The sequence below is a fragment of the Planomonospora sp. ID82291 genome, assembly GCF_015711645.1.
In the GTDB taxonomy this organism is placed as follows: Bacteria; Actinomycetota; Actinomycetes; order Streptosporangiales; family Streptosporangiaceae; genus Planomonospora.
This window is the reverse complement of record NZ_JABTEX010000003.1, coordinates 924706-945121: the sequence shown is the minus strand read 5'-3', so window position 1 is coordinate 945121 and position 20416 is coordinate 924706. Positions and strand designations below refer to the sequence as shown.

At 74.1% G+C, this 20416-nt stretch carries 14 protein-coding genes and 3 tRNA genes; 6 read left to right on the top strand and 11 right to left on the bottom strand.

All coding sequences use genetic code 11. From position 1 onward, the window contains the following. Positions 1 to 90 precede the first annotated feature (90 nt). Positions 91 to 1410, bottom strand: coding sequence for a M1 family metallopeptidase (locus HS045_RS23420; protein WP_196453543.1), 1320 nt, complete (start codon positions 1408 to 1410; stop codon positions 91 to 93). Next, positions 1383 to 5336 (bottom strand): Pls/PosA family non-ribosomal peptide synthetase, encoded by a 3954-nt coding sequence (locus HS045_RS23415; protein WP_230884550.1) that lies wholly within the window; start codon positions 5334 to 5336, stop codon positions 1383 to 1385. Before HS045_RS23415 ends, HS045_RS23420 begins: the two co-directional genes overlap by 28 nt. A 277-nt stretch (positions 5337 to 5613) precedes the next feature. Between HS045_RS23415 and HS045_RS23410 the strand changes: the two genes are divergently transcribed. Further along, entirely contained in the window at positions 5614 to 6024 is a 411-nt protein-coding gene (locus tag HS045_RS23410; RefSeq protein WP_196453542.1) for an STAS domain-containing protein, read from the top strand. Positions 6025 to 6173: 149 nt separating this feature from the next. Here the strand turns inward: HS045_RS23410 and HS045_RS23405 are convergent, their stop codons facing one another. Beyond that, positions 6174 to 7340 carry a glutamate--cysteine ligase gene (locus HS045_RS23405; protein WP_196453541.1) on the bottom strand — a complete coding sequence of 389 codons (1167 nt, stop codon included), beginning with the start codon at positions 7338 to 7340 and terminating at the stop codon, positions 6174 to 6176. Between the two features lie 203 nt (positions 7341 to 7543). On the opposite strand from HS045_RS23405, the gene HS045_RS23400 reads away from it, so the two are divergent. Next, a complete protein-coding gene (locus HS045_RS23400; RefSeq protein WP_196453540.1) occupies positions 7544 to 8560 on the top strand; it encodes a hypothetical protein in 1017 nt (338 codons plus the stop codon). Between the two features lie 90 nt (positions 8561 to 8650). On the opposite strand, the gene HS045_RS23395 is transcribed toward HS045_RS23400, so the two are convergent. Next, on the bottom strand, positions 8651 to 9730 hold the full coding sequence (locus tag HS045_RS23395; RefSeq protein ID WP_307827661.1) for an FUSC family protein: 1080 nt from the start codon (positions 9728 to 9730) through the stop codon (positions 8651 to 8653). A 132-nt stretch (positions 9731 to 9862) separates the two neighbouring features. On the opposite strand from HS045_RS23395, the gene HS045_RS23390 reads away from it, so the two are divergent. Then, positions 9863 to 11488, top strand: coding sequence for a RecQ family ATP-dependent DNA helicase (locus tag HS045_RS23390; RefSeq protein WP_196453539.1), 1626 nt, complete (start codon positions 9863 to 9865; stop codon positions 11486 to 11488). Positions 11489 to 11566: 78 nt separating this feature from the next. Beyond that, entirely contained in the window at positions 11567 to 11887 is a 321-nt protein-coding gene (locus HS045_RS23385) for a hypothetical protein (protein ID WP_196453538.1), read from the top strand. An 82-nt stretch (positions 11888 to 11969) separates the two neighbouring features. Here the strand turns inward: HS045_RS23385 and HS045_RS23380 are convergent, their stop codons facing one another. Both HS045_RS23380 and HS045_RS23375 read right to left on the bottom strand, forming a co-directional pair. Next, on the bottom strand, positions 11970 to 12848 hold the full coding sequence (locus HS045_RS23380; protein WP_196453537.1) for a hypothetical protein: 879 nt from the start codon (positions 12846 to 12848) through the stop codon (positions 11970 to 11972). A gap of 59 nt (positions 12849 to 12907) precedes the next feature. After that, positions 12908 to 14149: an MFS transporter gene (locus tag HS045_RS23375; protein ID WP_230884549.1), complete on the bottom strand. Its 1242-nt coding sequence runs from the start codon at positions 14147 to 14149 to the stop codon at positions 12908 to 12910. 77 nt (positions 14150 to 14226) lie between these two features. Here HS045_RS23375 and HS045_RS23370 point away from each other — a divergent pair, with 77 nt between their 5' ends. Beyond that, entirely contained in the window at positions 14227 to 15222 is a 996-nt protein-coding gene (locus HS045_RS23370; RefSeq protein ID WP_196453535.1) for a DUF5937 family protein, read from the top strand. A 231-nt stretch (positions 15223 to 15453) separates the two neighbouring features. Here the strand turns inward: HS045_RS23370 and HS045_RS23365 are convergent. The 3 genes from HS045_RS23365 to HS045_RS23355 form a co-directional block, all read right to left on the bottom strand. Then, positions 15454 to 15528 (bottom strand) — tRNA-Val (locus tag HS045_RS23365). 15 nt (positions 15529 to 15543) lie between these two features. Continuing rightward, a tRNA-Cys gene (locus HS045_RS23360) sits at positions 15544 to 15614 on the bottom strand. Positions 15615 to 15639: 25 nt separating this feature from the next. Next, positions 15640 to 15711: transfer RNA gene (locus HS045_RS23355), tRNA-Gly, on the bottom strand. A gap of 178 nt (positions 15712 to 15889) precedes the next feature. Here HS045_RS23355 and dusB point away from each other — a divergent pair. Beyond that, positions 15890 to 17014, top strand: a complete 1125-nt coding sequence (gene dusB, locus HS045_RS23350; protein ID WP_196453534.1) for a tRNA dihydrouridine synthase DusB — start codon at positions 15890 to 15892, stop codon at positions 17012 to 17014. A 125-nt stretch (positions 17015 to 17139) separates the two neighbouring features. Here the strand turns inward: dusB and HS045_RS23345 are convergent, their stop codons facing one another. Both HS045_RS23345 and HS045_RS23340 read right to left on the bottom strand, forming a co-directional pair. After that, positions 17140 to 17664 (bottom strand): DUF2087 domain-containing protein, encoded by a 525-nt coding sequence (locus HS045_RS23345; protein WP_196453533.1) that lies wholly within the window; start codon positions 17662 to 17664, stop codon positions 17140 to 17142. Between the two features lie 237 nt (positions 17665 to 17901). Further along, entirely contained in the window at positions 17902 to 20397 is a 2496-nt protein-coding gene (locus HS045_RS23340) for an RNA helicase (protein ID WP_196453532.1), read from the bottom strand. Positions 20398 to 20416 lie beyond the last annotated feature (19 nt).

Sequence of the window (20416 nt, the reverse complement as noted above, 5' to 3'; positions counted from 1 at the left end):
GGCGACCGTTCCGGGGCCGCAGGCCGGGAGCATGTTCCAGGGCCGCGTGCCGGGGCCGCGGCGCGGGGGGCGTGCGTCCCGGTACCCGGGTCAGGGCAGCGGCGGCAGGCGGGTGCCGTACAGCCAGGAGGCGAAGAACGTCTCGTACGACCGCGGGGTGTACTCCAGGGCGAGGTCGACGAACATCTCCGTGGTGACGGAGCCGTGCCGGTGGGCGGCGGTCCAGGTGCGCAGCAGCGAGAAGAACGCCAGGTCGCCGATGCCGGTGCGGAGCGCGTGCAGGGCCAGGGCGCCGCGCTTGTAGACGCGGTCGTCGAACAGGTCGCGGGCGCCGGGGTCGGCGAGCACCAGGTCCTGGGGCAGGGCGGCGAGTCGGCGGTGCCAGTGGGCCGCGTGCGCGGCGGCGGACGGCCCACCCGATTCCTCCGACCACAGCCACTCGGCGTAGGCGGCGAACCCCTCGTGCAGCCAGATGTGGCGCCAGTCGGCCGCGGTCAGGCTGTTGCCGAACCACTGGTGGGCCAGCTCGTGGGCGACCAGGCGCTCCTCGCCGCGCGCGCCGTCCACGTGGTTGGCGCCGAAGATCGACATACCCTGCGCCTCGACCGGGATCTCCAGCTCGTCCTCCGTCACCACCGCGGTGTACGGCGCGCGGAACGGATACGGGCCGAACCGGTCGGTGAACAGCGCCATCATCCGGTCCTGGCGCCCGAAGTCGTTGGCGGCCCGCGTGGTGAGCCGCGCGGGGTGGAACAGCAGCATCCGCGGCCCGAGCTCCGTCCGCCGGTAGCGGCCGATCTGCACGCTCGCCAGATAGGTCGCCATGGGCTCGGCCTGCTCGTACACCCATGTGGTGGCCTGGCCCGCGCGCCGCCGCTCCACCAGCTCCCCGTTGGCCACCACCGTGTACGGCGAGGCCGTGGTCACCGCGATCCGGTAGGAGGCCTTGTCGTCCGGCCGGTCGTTGCAGGGGAACCACGACGGGGCCCCGATCGGCTGCCCGGCCACGATCACGCCGTCGGTCAGCTGCTCCCAGCCGACCCCGCCCCAGTGGCTGGAGACCGGCCGGGGAACGCCGGAGTAGCGGACCTCGACGGTGAACGGCCCCGGTTCCGGGCGCCCGGGGGTGAGGTGGAGCCGGCCGTCGCGGTGGGTGAAGCGCGCCGGACGCCCGTCGACCAGGACGCCGCCCACGCGGAAGGCGCCGAGGTCCAGGGAGACGCGCTCCAGCGGCCGGACGGCCGTCGCCGAGAGCCGGGCGACGGCGCCGAGCCGGTTGGCGGCGACCTTGTACTCCAGGGACAGGTCGTAGCGGCCGATCCGGAAGCCGTCGTCGCCGTGCGTGGGGAAACAGGGGCGGTGGGCGGTGCTGGTAACCGGTCTCACGTCCTCGGGGGGCGGGTCGTCCATGCGGCGATCGGGTTGCCGAACCAGCGGGTCCCCGGCGGCACGGACTCGCCGCGCATCACCAGGGACGCCGGGCCCACGGCGGTGTTCTCCCCGATCGTCGCCGCGGGCAGGACCACCCCGTGCGGGCCCAGCGTCGCGCCGTTCCGCAGGACGACGGTATCGATGCTCATCACGCGGTCGTGGAACAGGTGCGTCTGCAGGACGCAGCCCCGGTTCACCGACACGCCGTCGCCCAGGGCGACCAGGTCGATCTCGGGCAGCCAGTAGGTCTCGCACCACACGCCCCGGCCGATCCGCGCGCCCATCGAGCGCAGCCAGAGGTTGAGCGGGGCGGTCCCCAGCCAGTGCTGGGCGAACCACGGCGCGGCCAGCACCTCCACGAAGTTGTCGGCCAGCTCGTTGCGCCACACGAACGAGCTCCACAGCGGCCGGTCGCCCGCGGAGACCCGGCCGAGGATCGCCCACTTGGCGGCGGTGGCGGTCGCCGCGGCCAGCACCCCGGCCCCGGCCGCCACGACCCCGCTCAGCAGCGCCGCGACCGCGACGCCGTACGCGCCGGCGAGCCGCTCCAGCGCCGCCACCGCGAGCACGGCGAGCGCGACCGTGGCCATCGCCGGGACGAGTCGGCACAGCTCGACGGCGGCGCGGGCCGCCCGCAGCCGCACCGGCGGGTCGTAGGTGCGGCTGCGGTCGCCGTCCCCGGCGGCGCGGCGCAGCTCGACCGGGGGCATGCCGAGGTAGGACGAGCCCGCCCTGGCCTTCTTCGGCGCCGCCGACAGCACCGCGACCAGCCCGTCCTTGGGGACCTTCCGGCCGGGCGCGGTCATCCCGGAGTTGCCGAGGAAGGCCCGCTTGCCGATCCGGACGCGGTCCACCCGGAAGCGCCCGCCGTCCAGCTCGTACGGCGCGACCATCGTGTCGTCGGCGAGGAACGCGCCGTCGCCGACCGTGGTCATCGAGGGCAGCGCCAGCACCGTGGACAGCTCGACGTCCCGGCCGACCCTCATGCCGAGGGCGCGCAGCCACAGGGGGGTGGCGGCGCTCGCGTACAGCGGGAAGAGCCACACGCGCGCCATCGACATCAGGCGGCCGGTGGTCCACGCCTGCCAGGCCTGGCGGCCGTGGATCGGGTGCAGCCCGGCGTGCAGGCCGACGGCCAGCAGCCGCACCGCGGCCAGGACCGCCAGGGCGAAGACCGCCATCGAGACCACGGTGGCGAGCGGCACGCCGTACAGGGCGCCGGCGAGGGTGCCCTCGCGGGTCAGCAGGAGGAGGCCGGGGACCGCGGCGGCGACCGGCAGCAGGCCCAGTGCCAGCGCGGTCAGGCCGTAGACGGCCGACCAGCGGCGGGAGCGGGCCGGGCGCTCGCCGGGGGAGCGGCGGGCCCGGCCCGTCCGGACGGCCGGCACCCCGGCCCAGCGCTGGCCGGAGGGCACCGCGCCGGCCACCGCCGAGCCGGGGAGGACCTGGGCGTTCTTGCCGATCCGGGTGCCGGGCAGGAGCGTGGAGCGGGCCCCGACCACGGCCCCGGCGCCGATCCTGATCTCGCCGACGTGCACCAGGTCGCCGTCGATCCAGTAACCGCTCAGGTCGACCTCGGGCTCGACCGCGGCGTTGCGGCCGAGCCGGAGCATGCCGGTGACCGGCGGCGGGGAGTGCAGGTCGGCGTCCGGGCCGATCCGGGCGCCGAGCGCGCGGGCGTAGTGGGTGAGCCAGGGGGCGCTGGAGACCGCGGTCACGCCCAGTTGCTCGGCGAGCCGGTCGGCGAACCACAGCCTCAGGTGGACCGCCCCGCCCCGCGGGTGGGAACCGGGCTCCAGCCGGCGCAGCAGCAGCCGCGCGCTCCCGGCGGCCAGCGCGATCCGCCCGGCGGGGCTGACGAACAGCAGTCCGCCCGCCAGCACCCACCACCAGGACACGGCCGCCCACGGCGGACCGGCGAGGGTGCCGAGAGCGGCCAGGCCGACCAGCCACCGCATCCCGCCGGCGGTGAGCAGCACCACGGTGAGCAGGGCCTGCGCGACCGCGGCGCGCCGCGGCACCGGCGCGACCGTCCGCGTCGCGGCGGGCGGCGGCGGCGGGGCGTCGAGGGCGCCCAGGTGCGCGGCGAGCGCGCGCAGGGTCGGGTGGTCGTAGACGTCGCCGACGGTGACCGCCGGGTGGCGTTCCCGCAGCGCCGACACCAGCCGGGCCGCGGCCAGACTGGTGCCGCCCTCGGCGAAGAAGTCGCCCTCGGTCACGCCGAGGACGTCCCGCCAGCGGTCCGCCAGCCACGGGTCCGCGACGGGACCGGCGTCCGGACCGGTGCCGGCCGCCGTGCCCGCCGCCGTGCCGGAGACCGCGCCCGACGCCGTTCCCGGGGCTCTTTCCGGGGCCGGTCCCGCGCCCGCGGCCGTGCCGGGGAGCGGCCAGGGCAGGGCGGCCCGGTCGATCTTCCCCGAGGTGCGGGTCGGCAGGTCGCCGACCAGGGCGAGCCGGGGCACCAGCGCGGCCGGCAGCGCGTCCCGCAGCCGGTCCCGGGCCTCCTGCGGGTCGAAGCCCTCGCCGGGCACGACGTACCCGACGAGCAACTGGTGGCCGCCGCCGGTCGTGCGCACCGCGGCGGCGGCGCCGGACACCCCCGGCAGCGCCTGCAGCGCGGCGTCCACCTCGCCCAGCTCGATCCGGCGCCCGCCGAGTTTGACCTGCTCGTCCGCCCGGCCGCAGAAGACGAGCCCCTCGGGCTCGGCCCGGACCAGGTCGCCGCTGCGGTAGGCGCGCTCCCAGCCGAGGGACGGGAGCGGGGCGTACTTCTCGGCGTCCTTGTCCCGGTCGAGGTAGCGGGCCAGGCCGACACCGCCGATGACCAGTTCACCGGTCCCGCCCACGGCGACCGGCTCGCCGTCCGCGCCCACGACGGCCAGGTCCCAGCCGTCCAGCGGCAGCCCGATCCGGACCGGCCCCTCCCCGGTCAGCGGCGCCGCGCACGCGACCACCGTCGCCTCGGTCGGACCGTAGGTGTTCCACACCTCCCGCCCGGGTACGGCCAGCCGCTCGGCCAGCTCGGGCGGGCAGGCCTCACCGCCGAAGATCAGCAGCCGGACGTCGTCGAGGCTCTCCACGGGCCACAGGGCCGCCAGCGTCGGCACCGTCGACACGACGGTGACGCCCATCTCGACCAGCCACGGCCCGAGGTCCACGCCGGTGCGCACCAGCGCCCGCGGCGCGGCGACCAGGCAGGCGCCGTGCCGCCAGGCCAGCCACATCTCCTCGCAGGAGGCGTCGAAGGCCACCGACAGACCCGCCAGCACCCGGTCGCCGGGGCCGATCGGCTCGTCCCGGAGGAACAGCCGGGCCTCGGCGTCGACGAACGCCGCCGCGCTGCGGTGGGTGACCGCGACGCCCTTGGGCCTGCCGGTGGAGCCCGAGGTGAAGATGATCCACGCGTCGTCGTCCAGGCCCGGCCGGTCCGCCCCGGACGTCCCCGCCGGGCCGCTCCCGGCTTCCGCGCGGTCCGCGCGGTCCGCGCGGTCAAAAAGGACGATCTTCTCACCCTCGGTGACGACCGCGGCGACCCCGGCCTCGGCGAAGACCAGCTCGGCCCGCTCGTCGGGATCGTCGGCGTCCACCGGCACATAGGCGGCGCCGGCGGCGAGCACGCCCAGGATCGCGACGTAGAGGCCGGTCGTGCCCGAGGGCACCCGCACCCCCACCCGGTCGCCGCGGCCGACGCCGGCCGCGCGCAGCCCCCCGGCGAGCCGGTCGGCCTCGGCGCGCAGACCGGCGTAGTCGAGACGGGTCCGCCCGTCGTCCAGCGCCGCGGCGCCGGGACGGCTCCGGACGGTCTCGTCGAGGATGTCGAGCAGCGTCCGGGCGGCAGGCGCCGCCGCGCCGGGGAAGACCGCCCGAGGCGGGGCGTGCCGGACGTCCAGAACAGTGGTGTGCAAGCGTCTCTCCAGTCGCGTGACCGTGACCCCCGGCGTGTCGCGCGTGCGGCCCGGGCCGCTCTGGGATGCCACTCGTTACCTCGCTGTGACAACACAAGATCGGACGCACCCTATTCCGGCGCCGGAAGTGATATTTCTCCTAGGGGATGCGTTGGACGGTAACCGAAGCGCTACTAAGAGTGATATATCCTGGTTTTCGGGTAAACAATCAGGCACCCCCTCAGCCCGTACGGCGGAGCCCAGGCCTGCCGCCCCGTCCGAGGAGGTCGTGTCGATCATGAGAAGTCTCGAGAGCCGCACCGTGCCGGAGATCGCGCCGGTGGCCGCGGGGAGGCCGCCGGAGGCGGCACCCGTCGCCGAGCTGAAACTCGTGATCGGATCAGAGTCCGAGGAGACGGTCGTCACGCTGGCGGGCGGCCTCACCATGGCGACCGCCTGCCTGCTGGGACGGGTCCTGACCGAGCTGGTGGACCAGGGCCACCGGTTCCTCGTCCTCGACGTGAGCGCGCTCGACTCCTGCGACGGCGCCGGCTGGACGCTGCTTTTGGGCATCCGCTGGCGGCTGGCCACGGTCTCGGGACGGCTGAGGCTCGCCGGCCTGCCGCCGCGTCTGATGCGCTCGTGCCGCCAGATGGAACTGGCCGAGGTGTTCGAACTGGACGGGCTGGCCGCGCAGCCGGTGGGCTGAGGAGCGGAGGCCGTGCCGGGCCGCGGGCCCGCCCGCTCCGCACGGGTGCCGCGGCCGTGCGGCGACCGCGGCCGGCGCGCCCCGGCTCGCCGTACGGAGGCCCCGGCTCGCCGTACGGAGGCCCCGGCTCGCCGTACGGAGGCCCCGGCTCACCGTACGGAGGCCCCCGCGGGGACGGCGGTTTCGGAGGGCGGCCGGGTCTGCTCGACGAGCAGGTGCGCGACGTCGCGCAGGCAGTGCCGCCGCCGGTAGGCGGCGCGCTGGCGGGCCGCACCCGAGCCCCCGGACCGCAGCCGGTTCAGCACCTCCGTGACGAAGGCCAGGTCGCCGCTGCGTTCCAGGGCGGGCCGCGCCCGCTGCACCAGGCCCCCGACCAGCTTCCAGGCGGGCCTCCGCCGGCCCGAGAGCAGGTCGTACCCGCTGCCCTCCAGGCCGTCGTGGGCCGCCCGCCAGTAGGCCACGTTGAGCAGTGTCTGGTCGACCGCCGGAGCCGGCAGTCCTCTCCTGACGTCGGCGAGGGCGACGGTGCACAGCGCCCTGACCAGGCCCGCCAGCGCGACGGCCTCGTCGACGGTCGCGCACGCGTCGGCGCCGCGGAACTCCAGGGTGGGCAGGTGGTGGGAGGGCCTGATGTACCAGTAGACCATTCCCCGGTCCATGATCGCCCCGGTGGCGTACAGCGCGTCGACGAGGGCGTCGTAGTGCTCCGCCGAGGTGAAGAACGGCGGCGGCCCGGAGCTCGGCCAGCGGGTCCACTGCACGACGCGCCAGCTGGCGTGCCCGGTGTCGGCCCCGTCGGCGATGGGGGAGTTGCTCATCAGCGCCTGGAGCACCGGCAGCCACGGGCGCAGGTGGTTGCTGACCTGGACGGCCTCGTGGCGGTCGGGGATGCCGATGTGGACGTGGCAGCCGCAGACGCCCTGTCCCTGCAGGACGCCGCCGTACTGCCGGTGCATGCGCTGGTAGCGGGGGGAGGGGGTCAGCGGCGGCGGGCCGGTGTTCCCGAGCAGCGAGGTGCCGGAGGCGGCCAGGCGCACTCCGGCGGACTCGGCCGCGGCGGCCGCGGCGGCCCGGAGCCCGGCCAGGTCGTGCCGGAGCCGTCCCAGGTCGGTGTGGACGAGGCTGTTGGTCTCGATCTGGAACCGCATGAGCTCCGGTTGGACCCGGTCGGAGAGCGCGGCGCCGATCCGCCTGCGGACGGCGTCCGCGACGGGCACGACCCGCCCGGTCTCGGGGTCGATGATCAGGAACTCCTCCTCCACGCCCATGGTGAGGGCCTGCTCCGGGGAGGAGGGCCCGGCGACGAGGGGGTTCATGCCCGCGACGGCCCTCTCCCGGCCGAACTCCCGGAAGCAGGTCCAAAAAAAACCGGCACAGTGCTCATATGTTTTCTTTCCCTGCATAAGTCGCAAAACGGTAGAAACACCTCCTTCCCGGGCTGAATCGGAAAAAACCCGCAGAACCTTCGGGTGTGCCGCGCCCGGAGCCGGCCATCCCCGCGATTCGGAATGATCGTTCTGTGATCGACCGTACGCTCTCCGTGTTTTCCGGCAGGCTGGAGCGGACCCCATCCGACACGGGAGACGAGATGCACGGTGAGCACGGCCCCACCCCCAGGTCCGTACGGCGCGGCCGCATACCCCACGACGAGTCCCCGCCCGAGTTCCCCGCCCCGGCCGGTCCCGGCGGGCAGGACGGAACGGTCACCCTCCCGCGTCTCCCCGGCAAGGGGACCCGGGCCCGGCCGCGGACCCTCCGCGGCGGCCTGTCCGGGCCCGTGCTCGTCGGCGGCCTCCTCCTCCTGGTGGGGGCCGGCGGTCTGTCCGCCGTGTGGCCGACCGCGACCGGGCCGTCCGCCGCGCCGGGCCACGGGGCCCCGTTCCCGGCCGCGTCACCGCGGGGCGGCGACCTGACGACCGGCTCGGAGTCCGCCGCCTCGACGCCCGCCCCCTCCCGCGCCGCGCCCCCGGAGGAGACGGGGACCGGGCAGGAGGGGGCGGACGGCTCCCCTCCCGGGACGGCGGACGGCCTTCCCCCGGGCGCGGAGGCCGGGTCCTCGGCCCGGGTCGCGACCGGACCGGAGACCGGCCCGCCGGGCGCCGCCGTCGTGGAACGCCCCCGCCCCCGCGTGACGACCGTTCGGGGGGACGCCGCCGGGCGGAGCGATTCCACCCGGACGGGCGGAGCGGCGTCCGTCGGCCGCGGGCCCGGCGGAGCGACGATCAGACCGGCCGTGCCGTACGGCGCGGCGCCGTCCGGTGGGACGGGAGCCCCCGGTGCCGGAAGGCCGTCCGCCGAGACGGGACCGTCCGGCGGCGGAAGGCCGCCCTCCGGCCGGGACGGCGCCCCGGGCGACGGGCCGGCGCCCCGCGCGGACGGCGCGGACGGCGGCGCACCCGACGGCGCCGACGCCCTCGACCCGCGCTTCAGCAGCGCCTACGTCTGCAGGCGCCTGCCCCGGGGGGACTGGCGTCACTCCTCCTGCGTGCGGGCGTGGGAGGACTTCGAACGCTCCGCCGGCCGATCCCGGCAGTGAGGACGCCGGTGAACGCCCCCGGGGGATCCCGGATCCCGGCGGCGGACCGGGATCCCGCCCGGCCCGGTCCGCCGCCGGTCCGGGCCGTCCTCAGCCGGGCGGCGGGGCGATCGGCGGCAGGACGGCTGCGGCGGCCTCCCGGTCCGCCCCGGTCGCCTCCAGCAGATCGACGATGACGGACCGCAGCTGCGCGGTCATGGCGTCCGTGGAGAGCCCCGCCCGGCCCGGGGGCATCTCGGACAGCAGCGCCGCCGCCTTCGTGACGGCGGCCCTGGTCCCCTCGGGCGGGAGGCCGGCCTCCAGCTCGTCGCGGAACAGGAGCACGGCTCCGGCGAGCTCCCGCAGGGCCGTCGGGAGCGCGGCGGGCGGGGACTCCGCCTGGCTCAGGGCGACGAGGGCCCGCCGGGACAGCACCCGCATGTTCCGCAGCGCGAGGTCGACCGGCGTCGAGGCCGTGTCGTACCTCAGGAAGCGCTCACGCCGGCGGTGGCGCAGCGGCGCGATGGCCGTGATCTCCCGGCCCGTCTCCAGAGCCCGGCCGAACGCCTCCACCGAGGAATGGGTCTTCCTGGCCTCCTCCAGCACGGCCGCGGCGCGCTCCGGATCGGCCTGTTCCAGGGCCTCCGCCGTACCGGTGAACGCGGCGGCCAGCGACTCCAGGACGGCCGCGGCATGGCGGTGCACGATGGCGGCCGGACTGGCGGGCAGCAGAGCGACGGCCGTGATGCCCAGCACCCCGCCGATCAGCGCGTCGACCATGCGGTCCAGCCCTCCGGTGCCGCTGGGCGGCAGCAGGGTGGCGACCAGGACCGCCGACGACCCCGCCTGCAGCACGATCAGCGTGCCGCTGTCCAGGAGCACCGCGGTGCCCATCGCCAGCGCGACGACGAGGGAGATCTGCCAGGGCCCGGAGCCGATCTGGAGGATCAGCAGGTCGCCGACGCCCACGCCCAGGCTCACCCCGGCGACCAGTTCGGCCGCCCGCCGCACCCGCTGGCCGACGGCGACGCCGATGCAGACCACCACGGCGATCGGCGCGAAGAAGGGGCGCTCGTGGCCGAACAGGTTCGTGGCCACGACCCACGCGAGCCCCGCCGCCACGGAACACTGGACGATGGAAGGGCTCATGAAGGCCAGCCGCTGCAGCCGGCCCCGCACATCGACCTCCACGGACCCTCCCCCTGACGTGCGACCTTCTCCGCAGATGCTGCCATACCCGCCCACCCTTCCCGTCGACGAGTACCGCGCCGATCCGCGGGTAGCCGGTGACGGGTCGGGGACGGACGACGGAGGGGGACGGACGTGGGGAACGGGTCCGGGACGGGGCGGCTGCGGAAGGTCGCGCGCGAGGTCTTCGGCTGGGAGGACCTGCGCGACGGCCAGATCGAGGCCATGCGCCACCTGCTGGACGGCGGCGACGCGCTCGTGGTCATGCCGACCGGCAGCGGGAAGTCGGCCGTCTACCAGGTGCCCGCGCTCCTGCTCGACGGGCCCACGGTGGTCGTCTCGCCGCTGATCGCCCTCCAGCGGGACCAGGTCGCGGGCCTGGCCGAGGCCGACGTGGGCGGGGCCGTCGCGGTCAACTCCGCGCAGTCGGGCGGCGAGGCCTCCCTGGAGGCCGTACGGGCGGGCCGCGCCGAGTTCGTCTTCCTCTCGCCCGAGCAGCTCGCCAAACCCGAGACCGTGGAGCGGCTGCGCGCCGCGAAGCCCTCGCTGATCGCCATCGACGAGGCGCACTGCGTCTCCGCCTGGGGGCACGACTTCCGCCCCGACTACCTGCGGCTCGGGCAGGTCGTCGAACGGCTCGGCCACCCGCCCGTGGTGGCGCTGACCGCCACGGCCACCCCGGTGGTCCGCGAGGAGATCGCGGCCTCGCTGGGCCTGCGGAACGCGCTCCACGTCGTGCGGGGGTTCGACCGGCCCAACCTCGACCTGGAGGTCCGCCGCTTCACCGCCGACGAGGACCTGCGGCGGGCGCTCGTGGAGGACGCCGCCTCCCGCGTCGGCCTCGGCCTGGTCTACGTCGCCACCCGCCGCGCCGCCGAGGAGTACGCCGAGGCGATCCGGGAGGCCGGCCGCAGGGTCGAGCCGTACCACGCGGGCATGAAGGCGGCCGACCGGCACCGCATCCACGAGCTGTTCCGCGACGGCGGACTGGACGTCGTCGTGGCGACCTCGGCGTTCGGCATGGGCATCGACAAGCCGGACGTGCGCTTCGTGCTGCACGCCGCCCCACCGGAGTCGCCGGACTCCTACTACCAGGAGATCGGCCGGGCCGGACGGGACGGGGAACCCGCCGCCGCGGTGCTGTTCTACCGGCCCGAGGACCTGGGCCTGCGCCGGTTCTTCGCCGGAGGCAGGGCCGACGAGGAGCTCCTGCTGCGGGCCGCGACGCTGATCTGCGGGCACGGCGGCACGGTGCCCGCCCGCGAGCTGCGCGAGGTGCTCGACGTCAGCGCCACCCGCCTGACCCGGGCGGTGAACCTGCTGGAACGCGCGGGCGCCGTCGAGGTCACCGCGGAGGGCGACCTGCGCGCGGTCCCCGGCGGGCCCGGCCCGGAGAAGGCCGTGGAGACGGCGGTGGAGCTGGAGGAGACCCGCCGCCGCATCGACGACTCGCGCATCGACATGATGCGCGGCTACGCCGAGACCACCGGGTGCCGCCGCCGGTTCCTGCTGGAGTACTTCGGCGAGCCGTACGAGCGGGCCTGCGGGGAGTGCGACACCTGCCGCGCCGGCGTCGCCGAGGCCCCCGAGGTCGACGACGGCCCCTTCGCGATGCACGCCCGGGTACGGCACAGCGCCTGGGGCCCGGGAACGGTGATGAGCCGGGAGAACGACCGGGTCACGGTCCTGTTCGAGGAGGTCGGCTACAAGACGCTCTCCCTGGAGGCCGTCGAGCGCGACCACCTCCTGGTGGCCGGATAGCGCCGCTCCCCGTCCGGTCCCGGACGGGCGGCCTGATGGCCGATCACCGCCTCACGTCGCAGGCGTTACACTCTCCCCATGGTAGGCCGCGCCCTCTTCCTCTCCTTCGGTTGCATCGCGCTGTTCTTCGGGGTGGGTCTCTCCTTCGGAGACGAGCCGCAGGAGATGCAGCAGGCGCCGGTCTTCGCCCTGACGGGGATCGGACTGATGGTCGGCGGCGCCGCGTGCGGCGCCGCGGAGCGCCGGCACGTCCCCCCCGCGCAGCACTACCCTCTTCCCGGGCACCACGGGCAGGCACAGCCGCCGCTTCCTCAGGCGTACGACCCGCAGGCGTACAACGCCCAGACCCAGCAGGCCTACAACCCGCAGGGCTACACCACGCCCTATCCTCCCGGGTAGGGTCTCGGCGATCGCCGCGGTCAGCTCCTCATCCGCCATCCGCTGTGCGACGGGATGACCCGGCGGGGCGTGGAACCGGTCCTCAGCCGTCCCCGAAGACCTCGGCGGTGGCGGTGGCGGTGGCGGCGCGGGCCACCCAGGCGGTCAGGACCTCGGGGTCGGTGCAGGAGGCGATCCGCTCACGCTGGGAAGGACTCGGCGCGAGCCCGCGGGCCTCCAGGACGAGGACCAGCATCTCGGCTTTCGTGTGCACCTCCGCGCGTGCCTCCGCGCGTGCCTCCGCGCGTGCTTCCGCGATGGCCTCCCGCCGTCGCATGAGCCGCTCGATGCCGCTCTCGGTCTCCGGGGTGATGGTGCTCATGATCTCCTCCAGCCGTGCGCGGACCGGCTCCGCGAGATGTCCGTACAAGTAATCGTAGTAGACGGGGCCCCGGTCGTCCTCGACCTCGGCCATGGCGGTCCCCACCGTGGCCACCACGTCGAAGTCGTCGCTGTGCGCGATAGCGCACAGCACGGCGAGCTCCGGAGAGGCCAGCACGTCCTCGGTGGTGCGGGGGAGGGGGAGCTGGTCGGGGCCGACGACGACCGGACGGAGCAGCATGCACGAGTCGGTCGGCATGATCGGCCGGTCGTAGCGGGCGGCTACGGCCTTGTTGAGGCAGACCACGACGAGGAGCACCGCGCACCGGTGCCGCCCCATCAGGCCGCCGACGTAGGCCGCCCAGGACCAGACCTTCCGGTCGTCCCACGCCCGCTGGACCTCCACGATCACGAAACGCCGGCCGCCGTCGGGGCCTTCGACCGAGATGACCGAGTCGGCCATGTACTCGGCGGGCAGCCGCTCGTTCAGCTCCACCGACTCGAGGCGGGCGTCGTGGTATCCGTCCGGGTGGGCTTTCAGCCCCAGAGCGAGGAGCTCCAGGGCGAAGGCGGGGCGGCGCCTGGTCATCTCCAGGGGCATTTCATGCTCATGGCCGGGGGACACGATCCTCCCTTCAAAGGGTAATCAATACTTTACTATCAGTGTCGATCGGTCTCGCCCGATGACGTTGCGGCGCCGGTCCGGAAGGAGCGGATCAGGATGGGCAGCGCCGCCAGCAGAGCGATCCCTCTCAGCACGCCGGCGGCGAGGTACGGGACACGCAGGCCGAACGCGTGCGCCACCAATCCGCCGGCCAGAGCTCCGAGCGGGATCAGTCCCCAGCCGATCATCCTGTAGACGCCGTTGACCCGGCCGAGCATCCCGGACGGCACGCTCTGCTGGCGGAGACCGAGGGTCACGATGTTCCAGAGGGTGACGACGAAGCCGTTGCCGGCCAGCAGGATTCCGAGCGCGGTCGCGTTCGGGCTCAGCCCGATCCCGACGAAGACGATGACGTTCGCGGTGAGCGCGGCGAGCAGTACGGGAATCGCGCCGAAGTGGGTGATGAGGCGCGCGCCGACCAGGCCGCCGAGCAGGCTGCCCGTCGCCGCCCCGGCCAGCAGCAGTCCGTAGCCGCGCGTGCCGAGGTGCAGGACCTGGGTGGCCAGCAGGACGAGGGTGGCGTTGGCCAGGTGGGCGCAGAAGGTGTTGGTGCCGAGCAGGAGCGCCAGAGTGCGCAGCAATCGGTGACGGGCCAGCCACCCCAGGCCGTCGGCGATGGCCGTGCGCATCGGTGGGTGCCGATCGCGCCGGGGTCCGCGCCGGGGGAGGGTCGCGAGCAGGACGGCGGACAGAGTGAGGAAGCCGGCGTCCACGCCGAACGGCAGTGCTGCGGCGACCGCGAACAGCAGACTGCCGATCATCGGGCCGGCGAACTCCCGGCCGATGGTCGTGATCGTCTGCTGGTGGCCGTTCGCCGTGTGCAGCAGGGGTCCGGCGGCGAGGTTCGGCACGATCGCCTGAGCCGCGTTGGCGGAGACGACCGTGCAGGCGCCCAGCCCGAAGGCCAGGGCCGCGAGCATCGCAATGCCGAGGCGGCCGGACGCGGCGAGGACCGCGAGGACGGTGACGATCACTGCCTGGACCGCCTGGGAGCGCCGCAGGAGGCCGACCCGGTCGCAGCGGTCGACGATCGCGCCGACAGGCAGGGACAGCAGCAGCCACGGCAGGTAGGCCGCCGCGGAGACGACCGACACCAGTCGCGGGTCGCGCGTGATCGTGACGGTCAGCAGCGCGATCGCCGCGGCGACCACCCCGTCGCCGACCGCGGTGACACCCGTGGCCCACCACAGCCGCCAGAAGGCCGCGGGCAGACGCGGCTCGGCCTCGTTTCCCGGCATGTCCGACCTCATGTCGGGATCCTGCGGTCCCGGGTGCTCCCACGACAGCATTTAGGCCCCGGCTACATAATCGATCGATGGCTTTGACGATCCATCTCGGCGTGGCCGAGCTGGCGGCGACGAGGTTTTCCGTCTCACCGCTGTCGGAGACGGTGGCGGGCCTGCAGCAGCTGAGCGGCCGTGACCGCAACCCGGTCAACCTGCGATGGCTGCACTGGGCGGCCGACGAGCTCGCCCGTCGGCCCCTCGACCTGTCGCATACGTGGCCGCTGCTCGTCAGCGACCGGCCGAGTTGGCCGGAGTTCCTCGTCCCCGCCCCGTCCGGCGCGGGGTCGTCCATCGACGATGAACTGGCCGCGCTGCGGAGAACGACGGCCCGTCAGGTGCGGGCCAGCCTCCGGCGCGTCTTCGGTGAACGGCTCCCCGATGTGGCCGCCGCGCTCGCCGCCCGGCCGGCGGCCGGTCTGCGGGCGATCGCCGCGGAACTGAGCACGGCGCACGAGCGGCTCGTCGCGCCGCACTGGCCTCGGATCCGGAGCGTGCTCGATGCGGACGTCGGCCACCGCGCCAGGCGGCTGGCCGCAGGCGGTGCCGAGAAGTTGTTCGCCGACCTGCATCCGGATCTGCGGTGGTGCGATGGCCGGCTGATGCTGGGAGGAGAGCGCTGGCGCACCGAGCGCGTGGTGAATCGCGGTCCGGGCGGGCTGGTCCTCATCCCGGTCGTTCTCGGCTCGCCGTACGTGCTGGTCAAACAGAGCACGTCGACGCAGACCACGGTGCGCTATCCGGCACGGGGCGTCGGAGCGCTGTGGACGGCGGGGACGCGGCCGTCCGCGGGGAGCACGGTGCGGTTGCTCGGCCGGGTGCGGGCCGAACTGCTCGAGACGCTCCGGTCGCCCGCGACGACGACGGATCTGGCTCGTGCGCTCGGTGTCACTCCCAGCGCGGTCTCGCAGCACCTCGGAGTGCTGCGCGAGAGCGGGCTCGTCGCGCGCGAGCGCTGCGGGCGCAACGTCCTGTACATGACGACCGCGCTGGGGGCGTCCTTGTGCGGGACGCCTCCCGGCGGCTGAGCGGGCATCCGGATGTGGGACCGGCCGGGACGCGGTGTCCCAACGGCCCGGATCGGACGATGGGAAGGAAACCGCTGACGAACCTCGCTTCGAGGGGCGGCACGACGTCGGCGCCGGTGCTGACAGCGGCCCGAAGCCATCAGGGGCGACAAAAAGCCCCAGACTCTCGGCTGATGCCGTGAGCTGGGGCTTCGTCTCCCGTTCGACCGGGAAGAACCCGGCCGTGGAGCGTGGTGGACGATACAGGGATTGAACCTGTGACCTCTTCCGTGTCAGGGAAGCGCTCTCCCGCTGAGCTAATCGTCCGGGCGTGAAGACCAGAGGTGGAGACGGGATTTGAACCCGTGTACACGGCTTTGCAGGCCGTTGCCTCGCCTCTCGGCCACTCCACCGAGTGAGACCCGAGGGGCCTCTCCGAGCGGAAGACGGGATTCGAACCCGCGACCCTCACCTTGGCAAGGTGATGCTCTACCACTGAGCCACTTCCGCGCGCCTCCGCCGGGCGTTCCGGCCCGTGGCGACGAGAGAACTCTAGCGGGTTTTCCGGGTGGTTGCGTAACCGCGCGTCACGGCGGCGGGTGCGCACGGGGCCGGGGAGAGGCGCGGACGGCGGAGCCGGGGCGGCGACCGGTTCGTCCGATGTGGCCGCGTGCGGTAGAAACACGAGGTGGAGTCGTTGAAGCTGGGCCCGCTGGAGGTGTGGCCGCCGGTCGTGCTGGCGCCCATGGCCGGGATCACCAACGCCGCGTTCCGCACGCTCTGCCGCGAGCAGGGCGGCGGGTTGTTCGTCTGCGAGATGATCACGACGCGGGCGCTGGTGGAGCGGAACGCCAAGACGCTCAAGATGATCCGGTTCGCACCGGACGAGCGGCCCCGGAGCCTCCAGCTCTACGGGGTGGACCCGGTGACCGTCGGCCGGGCCGTCCGCATGGTCGCCGACGAGGGCCTGGCCGACCACGTGGACCTCAACTTCGGCTGCCCGGTGCCCAAGGTGACCCGGCGCGGAGGAGGCTCCGCCCTGCCGTACAAGCGCAACCTGCTCCGCGCGATCCTGCGGGAGGCCGTGCGCAACGCCGGTGCGCTCCCGGTGACGATGAAGATGCGCAAGGGCATCGACGACGACCACCTCACCTACCTGGACGCCGGCCGGATCGCGGTCGAGGAGGGCGTCGCGGCCATCGCGCTGCACGGCCGCACCGCGGTCCAGCACTACGGCGGGACGGCCGACTGGGAGGCGATCGCCCGGCTCAAGGAGGCGGTGACCGAGATCCCGGTGCTCGGCAACGGCGACGTCTGGAGCGCCGACGACGCGCGGCGGATGATGGCGGAGACCGGCTGCGACGGCGTCGTGGTGGGCCGGGGCTGCCTGGGCCGGCCGTGGCTCTTCGCCGACCTGGCCGCGATGTGCGCGGGGAGCGACGAGCGGGCCAGGCCCCGACTGGGGGAGGTCGCCGCGGTCATGGAGCGGCACGCCGCGCTCCTTGCGGAGTGCTTCGGCAGCGAGCCGCACGCCGTGGCCGACTTCCGCAAGCACGTCGGCTGGTACCTCAAGGGCTTCACCGTCGGCTCCGAGCTGCGTCGCCGCCTGGCCACCTCGGAGACCCTCGCCGGGCTCCGCGAGGGGCTGGCCGAGCTCGACCCCGCCCAGCCCTGGCCCGGCAAGGTGGCGGACGCGCCGCGCGGCAAGACCCACGCCCGCGACCGCGTGCACCTGCCCGCGGGCTGGCTCGACGACCCGTACGACCTGGCCGTGCCCTGCGCGGACGCCGAACTCGACACCTCGGGCGGCTGACCCGCTCCGCACCGGCCGAGGAACACGACCGGCGCGGGTTCCGGTCCTGCCGCCATCGGCCCGTCCGCGCTGGTCCCTCCGCGGGCGGATCAGGACCGCCGCGTGCGCGGGTCGGCCGCCGGGTTTCAGGCGCCGGCGACGTCGACCGTGCCGCCGCTGCGCCAGTAGACGTTGTTCTCGCGGGTCAGCAGGCCCTCGTCGACCAGGTAGCGGCGCAGCGCCGCGTGGTCGTCGTGGAAGGCGCGCAGCACCACGTTGACGTCCTTCTCCGAGTAGCGCACGCCGGGCTCGAAGACCTGGGCCACGTAGTTCAGCACGACGAGCTGCTTGTCGCGTTTGGTGGGGATGGCCCGCAGCCGCCCCTCCACGAGGAAGGCGCGCAGCACCTTCTCCTCGGGGGAGACCGGCTCGGGCGGCGGGGCCGCGGCGTGCAGCAGCTCGCGGAAGCGCTCCCGCCGCAGCCGCCACACCCCCTCGTGGTCGTGCACGGCCAGACCGCCGCGTTTCAGCCGGTCCAGCGCCAGGAGCATCGCGTCCCGCTCCAGCCCCGCCTCCTCGGGCGCGCGCTCCAGTGCCAGCGCCGACAGCACCCGCAGCGTGTCGTCCTGGTAGAGCAGGCCGAGCACCTGCCTGATCGCCTCATCGCTCATGCCCCTATTTTCACGGGTCCCGCGGGTCGGGCGCGCGCGTAGTGCGTGGAGGTGCTCTCCGGCACGCACTTGAAGCGCCGGGTGAGGCGGGGGCCGGCCGCAGCAGCCCGCGGAGGCCGCGGCAGCGGGCGGCGGCGCGCCCTCCGGCAGGAGCCGGCGGGCGAGGCCGACGCGGCGCCCGGTCGGGTACTGGTGCGGCGCCATGCCGAACTCGCGGCCGACCGCGGCCCGGCGCGGTCAGAGGCGGTTGAGCCCGATGACGTGGAGCACCGCGCGGCCCTCCTCGTCGGAGGCGGCCAGGTCGACCTGGGCGTCGATGCCCCAGTCGCCGTCGCCCGCCGGGTCGGCGATGACCTGCCGGACCCTCCAGAGCTCCTTCTCCTCCTCGATGCGGAGCAGGGCCGGGCCGCGGGCGTCCGGACCGGTGCCGACCTCCTCGTGGTCGTCGTAGTAGGCGTCCAGGGCGGCGGGCCAGTCGACGTCCGGGGCGAGCCCGGCGAGCTCCTCCTCCTTCTCCATCGCGACCAGCTCCACCAGGCGGAACATCGCGTTGCGGACCAGCACCCGGAAGGCGCGCGGGTTGCCGGTGACCGGGCGCGGCTTGACCTCGATCTCCTCCTCGGACTCCAGCGCCGCCGCCGGGTTGGTCAGCTTCTCCCACTCGTCGATCAGACTGGAGTCGACCTGGCGGACCAGCTCGCCGAGCCACTCGATGAGGTCGACCAGGTCCTCGGTCTTCAGGTGCTCGGGGATGGTCCGCGACAGCGTGCGGTAGGCGTCGGCGAGGTAGCGGAGCACGGTGCCCTCGGAGCGGGCCAGCTCGTAGTGGCCGACGTACTCGGTGAAGGTCATCGCCTGCTCGTACATGTCGCGCACGACGCTCTTGGGGCTGACCGTGTAGTCGGCCACCCACGGGTGGCCCCGCCGGTAGGTCTCGTAGGCGCCCAGCAGCTCCTCGGCCAGGGGCATCGGGTGGGTGATCTCGGCCAGGAGCTCCATCCGCTCCTCGTACTCGATCCCGTCGGCCTTCATCTGCGCGACGGCCTCGCCCCGGGCCTTCTTCAACTGGGCGGACAGGATCTGGCGCGGGTCGTCGAGGATGGACTCCACGATCGAGACCATGTCGAGGGCGTAGGTGGGGGCCTCGCGGTCGAGCAGTTCGAAGGCGGCCAGCGCGAAGGTCGACAGCGCCTGGTTGAGCGCGAAGTCCTCCTGCAGGTCGATGGTGAGGCGCGCCCGGCGGCCCTGCTCGTCGGGTTCGTCGAGCTGCTCCACCACGCCGCCCGCCAGCAGCGAGCGGTAGATCGCGATGGCCTGGCTGATGTGCCGCCGCTGCCACTTGCGGTCCTCGTGGTTGTCGGTGAGCAGGTGCTTCATCGCGGCGAAGCAGTCGCCGGGCCGGTTGATGACCGCCAGCAGCATGGCGTTGCTGACCTTGAAACGGGAACCGAGCGGCTCCGGCTCGGCCTCCTGGAGCTTGGCGAAGGTCTCCTCGCTCCAGCCGACGAAGCCCTCCGGCGGCTTCTTGCGGGCGTAGCCGCGCCGCCGCTTGGGGTCGTCGCCGATCTTGGCCAGCGCCTTCTCGTTCTCGATGACGTACTCGGGGGCCTGGCAGGCGACGTAGCCGATGGTGTCGTAGCCGGCCCGGCCCGCCCGCCCGGCGATCTGGTGGAACTCGCGGGCGCGCAGCCGCCGGACCTTGCTGCCGTCGTACTTGCTGAGCGCGGTGAACAGCACGGTGCGGATCGGCACGTTCACGCCGACGCCGAGGGTGTCGGTGCCGCAGATGACCTTCAGCAGGCCGGCCTGGGCCAGCCGCTCCACCAGGCGGCGGTACTTGGGCAGCATGCCGGCGTGGTGCACGCCGATGCCGTGCCGGACCAGCCGGGACAGGGCGCGGCCGAAGTTGGTGGTGAAGCGGAAGCCGCCGATCAGCGAGGCGATGGCCTCCTTCTCGGCCTTGGTGCACATGTTGATGCTCATCAGCGACTGCGCCCGCTCCATGGCGGAGGCCTGGGTGAAGTGCACCACGTAGACCGGGTACTGGCCGGTGGAGAGCATCTCCTCCAGCGTCTCGTGCAGCGGGGTCATCCGGTAGGAGTAGACCAGCGGGACCGGGCGCTCGGCGTGCTTGACCACCGCGGTGGGCCGGCCGGTGCGCCGGGTCAGGTCCTCCTCGAACATGCTGACGTCGCCGAGGGTGGCCGACATCAGGACGAACTGCACGTTCGGCAGCTCCAGCAGCGGCACCTGCCAGGCCCAGCCGCGGTCCGGCTCGGCGTAGAAGTGGAACTCGTCCATCACGACCTGGCCGATGTCGGCCGCCGCGCCGTCGCGCAGCGCGACGTTGGCGAGGATCTCCGCGGTGCAGCAGATGACGGGCGCGCCGGGGTTCACGCTCGCGTCGCCGGTCATCATGCCGACGTTCTCGGTGCCGAACAGCGCGCACAGGTCGAAGAACTTCTCCGACACCAGCGCCTTGATCGGCGCGGTGTAGAAGGTGCGCACGTCGCGGGTGAGGGCGGTGAAGTGCGCCCCCGCCGCGACCAGGCTCTTGCCCGAGCCCGTCGGGGTGGCCAGGATCAGGTTGTTGCCCGAGACCACCTCGATCAGGGCCTCCTCCTGGGCCGGGTAGAGGGTGAGCCCCCGCTCGGTGTTCCACTCGACGAAGGCGTCGAAGATGGCGTCGGGGTCGGCGTCGATCTCTTCGGGCAGGCGATCTACAAGGCTCACCCTCCCATCCTGCCGAAGA

Bases quoted from the DNA above. Each gene is read 5' to 3' on its own strand.
- HS045_RS23405 (WP_196453541.1), bottom strand. From the start codon at position 7,340: ATGAACCCCCTCGTCGCCGGGCCCTCCTCCCCGGAGCAGGCCCTCACC.
- HS045_RS23410 (WP_196453542.1), top strand. From the start codon at position 5,614: ATGAGAAGTCTCGAGAGCCGCACCGTGCCGGAGATCGCGCCGGTGGCC.
- HS045_RS23345 (WP_196453533.1), bottom strand. From the start codon at position 17,664: ATGAGCGATGAGGCGATCAGGCAGGTGCTCGGCCTGCTCTACCAGGAC.
- HS045_RS23385 (WP_196453538.1), top strand. From the start codon at position 11,567: ATGGTAGGCCGCGCCCTCTTCCTCTCCTTCGGTTGCATCGCGCTGTTC.
- HS045_RS23375 (WP_230884549.1), bottom strand. From the start codon at position 14,149: ATGCCGGGAAACGAGGCCGAGCCGCGTCTGCCCGCGGCCTTCTGGCGG.
- HS045_RS23420 (WP_196453543.1), bottom strand. From the start codon at position 1,410: ATGGACGACCCGCCCCCCGAGGACGTGAGACCGGTTACCAGCACCGCC.
- HS045_RS23380 (WP_196453537.1), bottom strand. From the start codon at position 12,848: ATGCCCCTGGAGATGACCAGGCGCCGCCCCGCCTTCGCCCTGGAGCTC.
- HS045_RS23370 (WP_196453535.1), top strand. From the start codon at position 14,227: ATGGCTTTGACGATCCATCTCGGCGTGGCCGAGCTGGCGGCGACGAGG.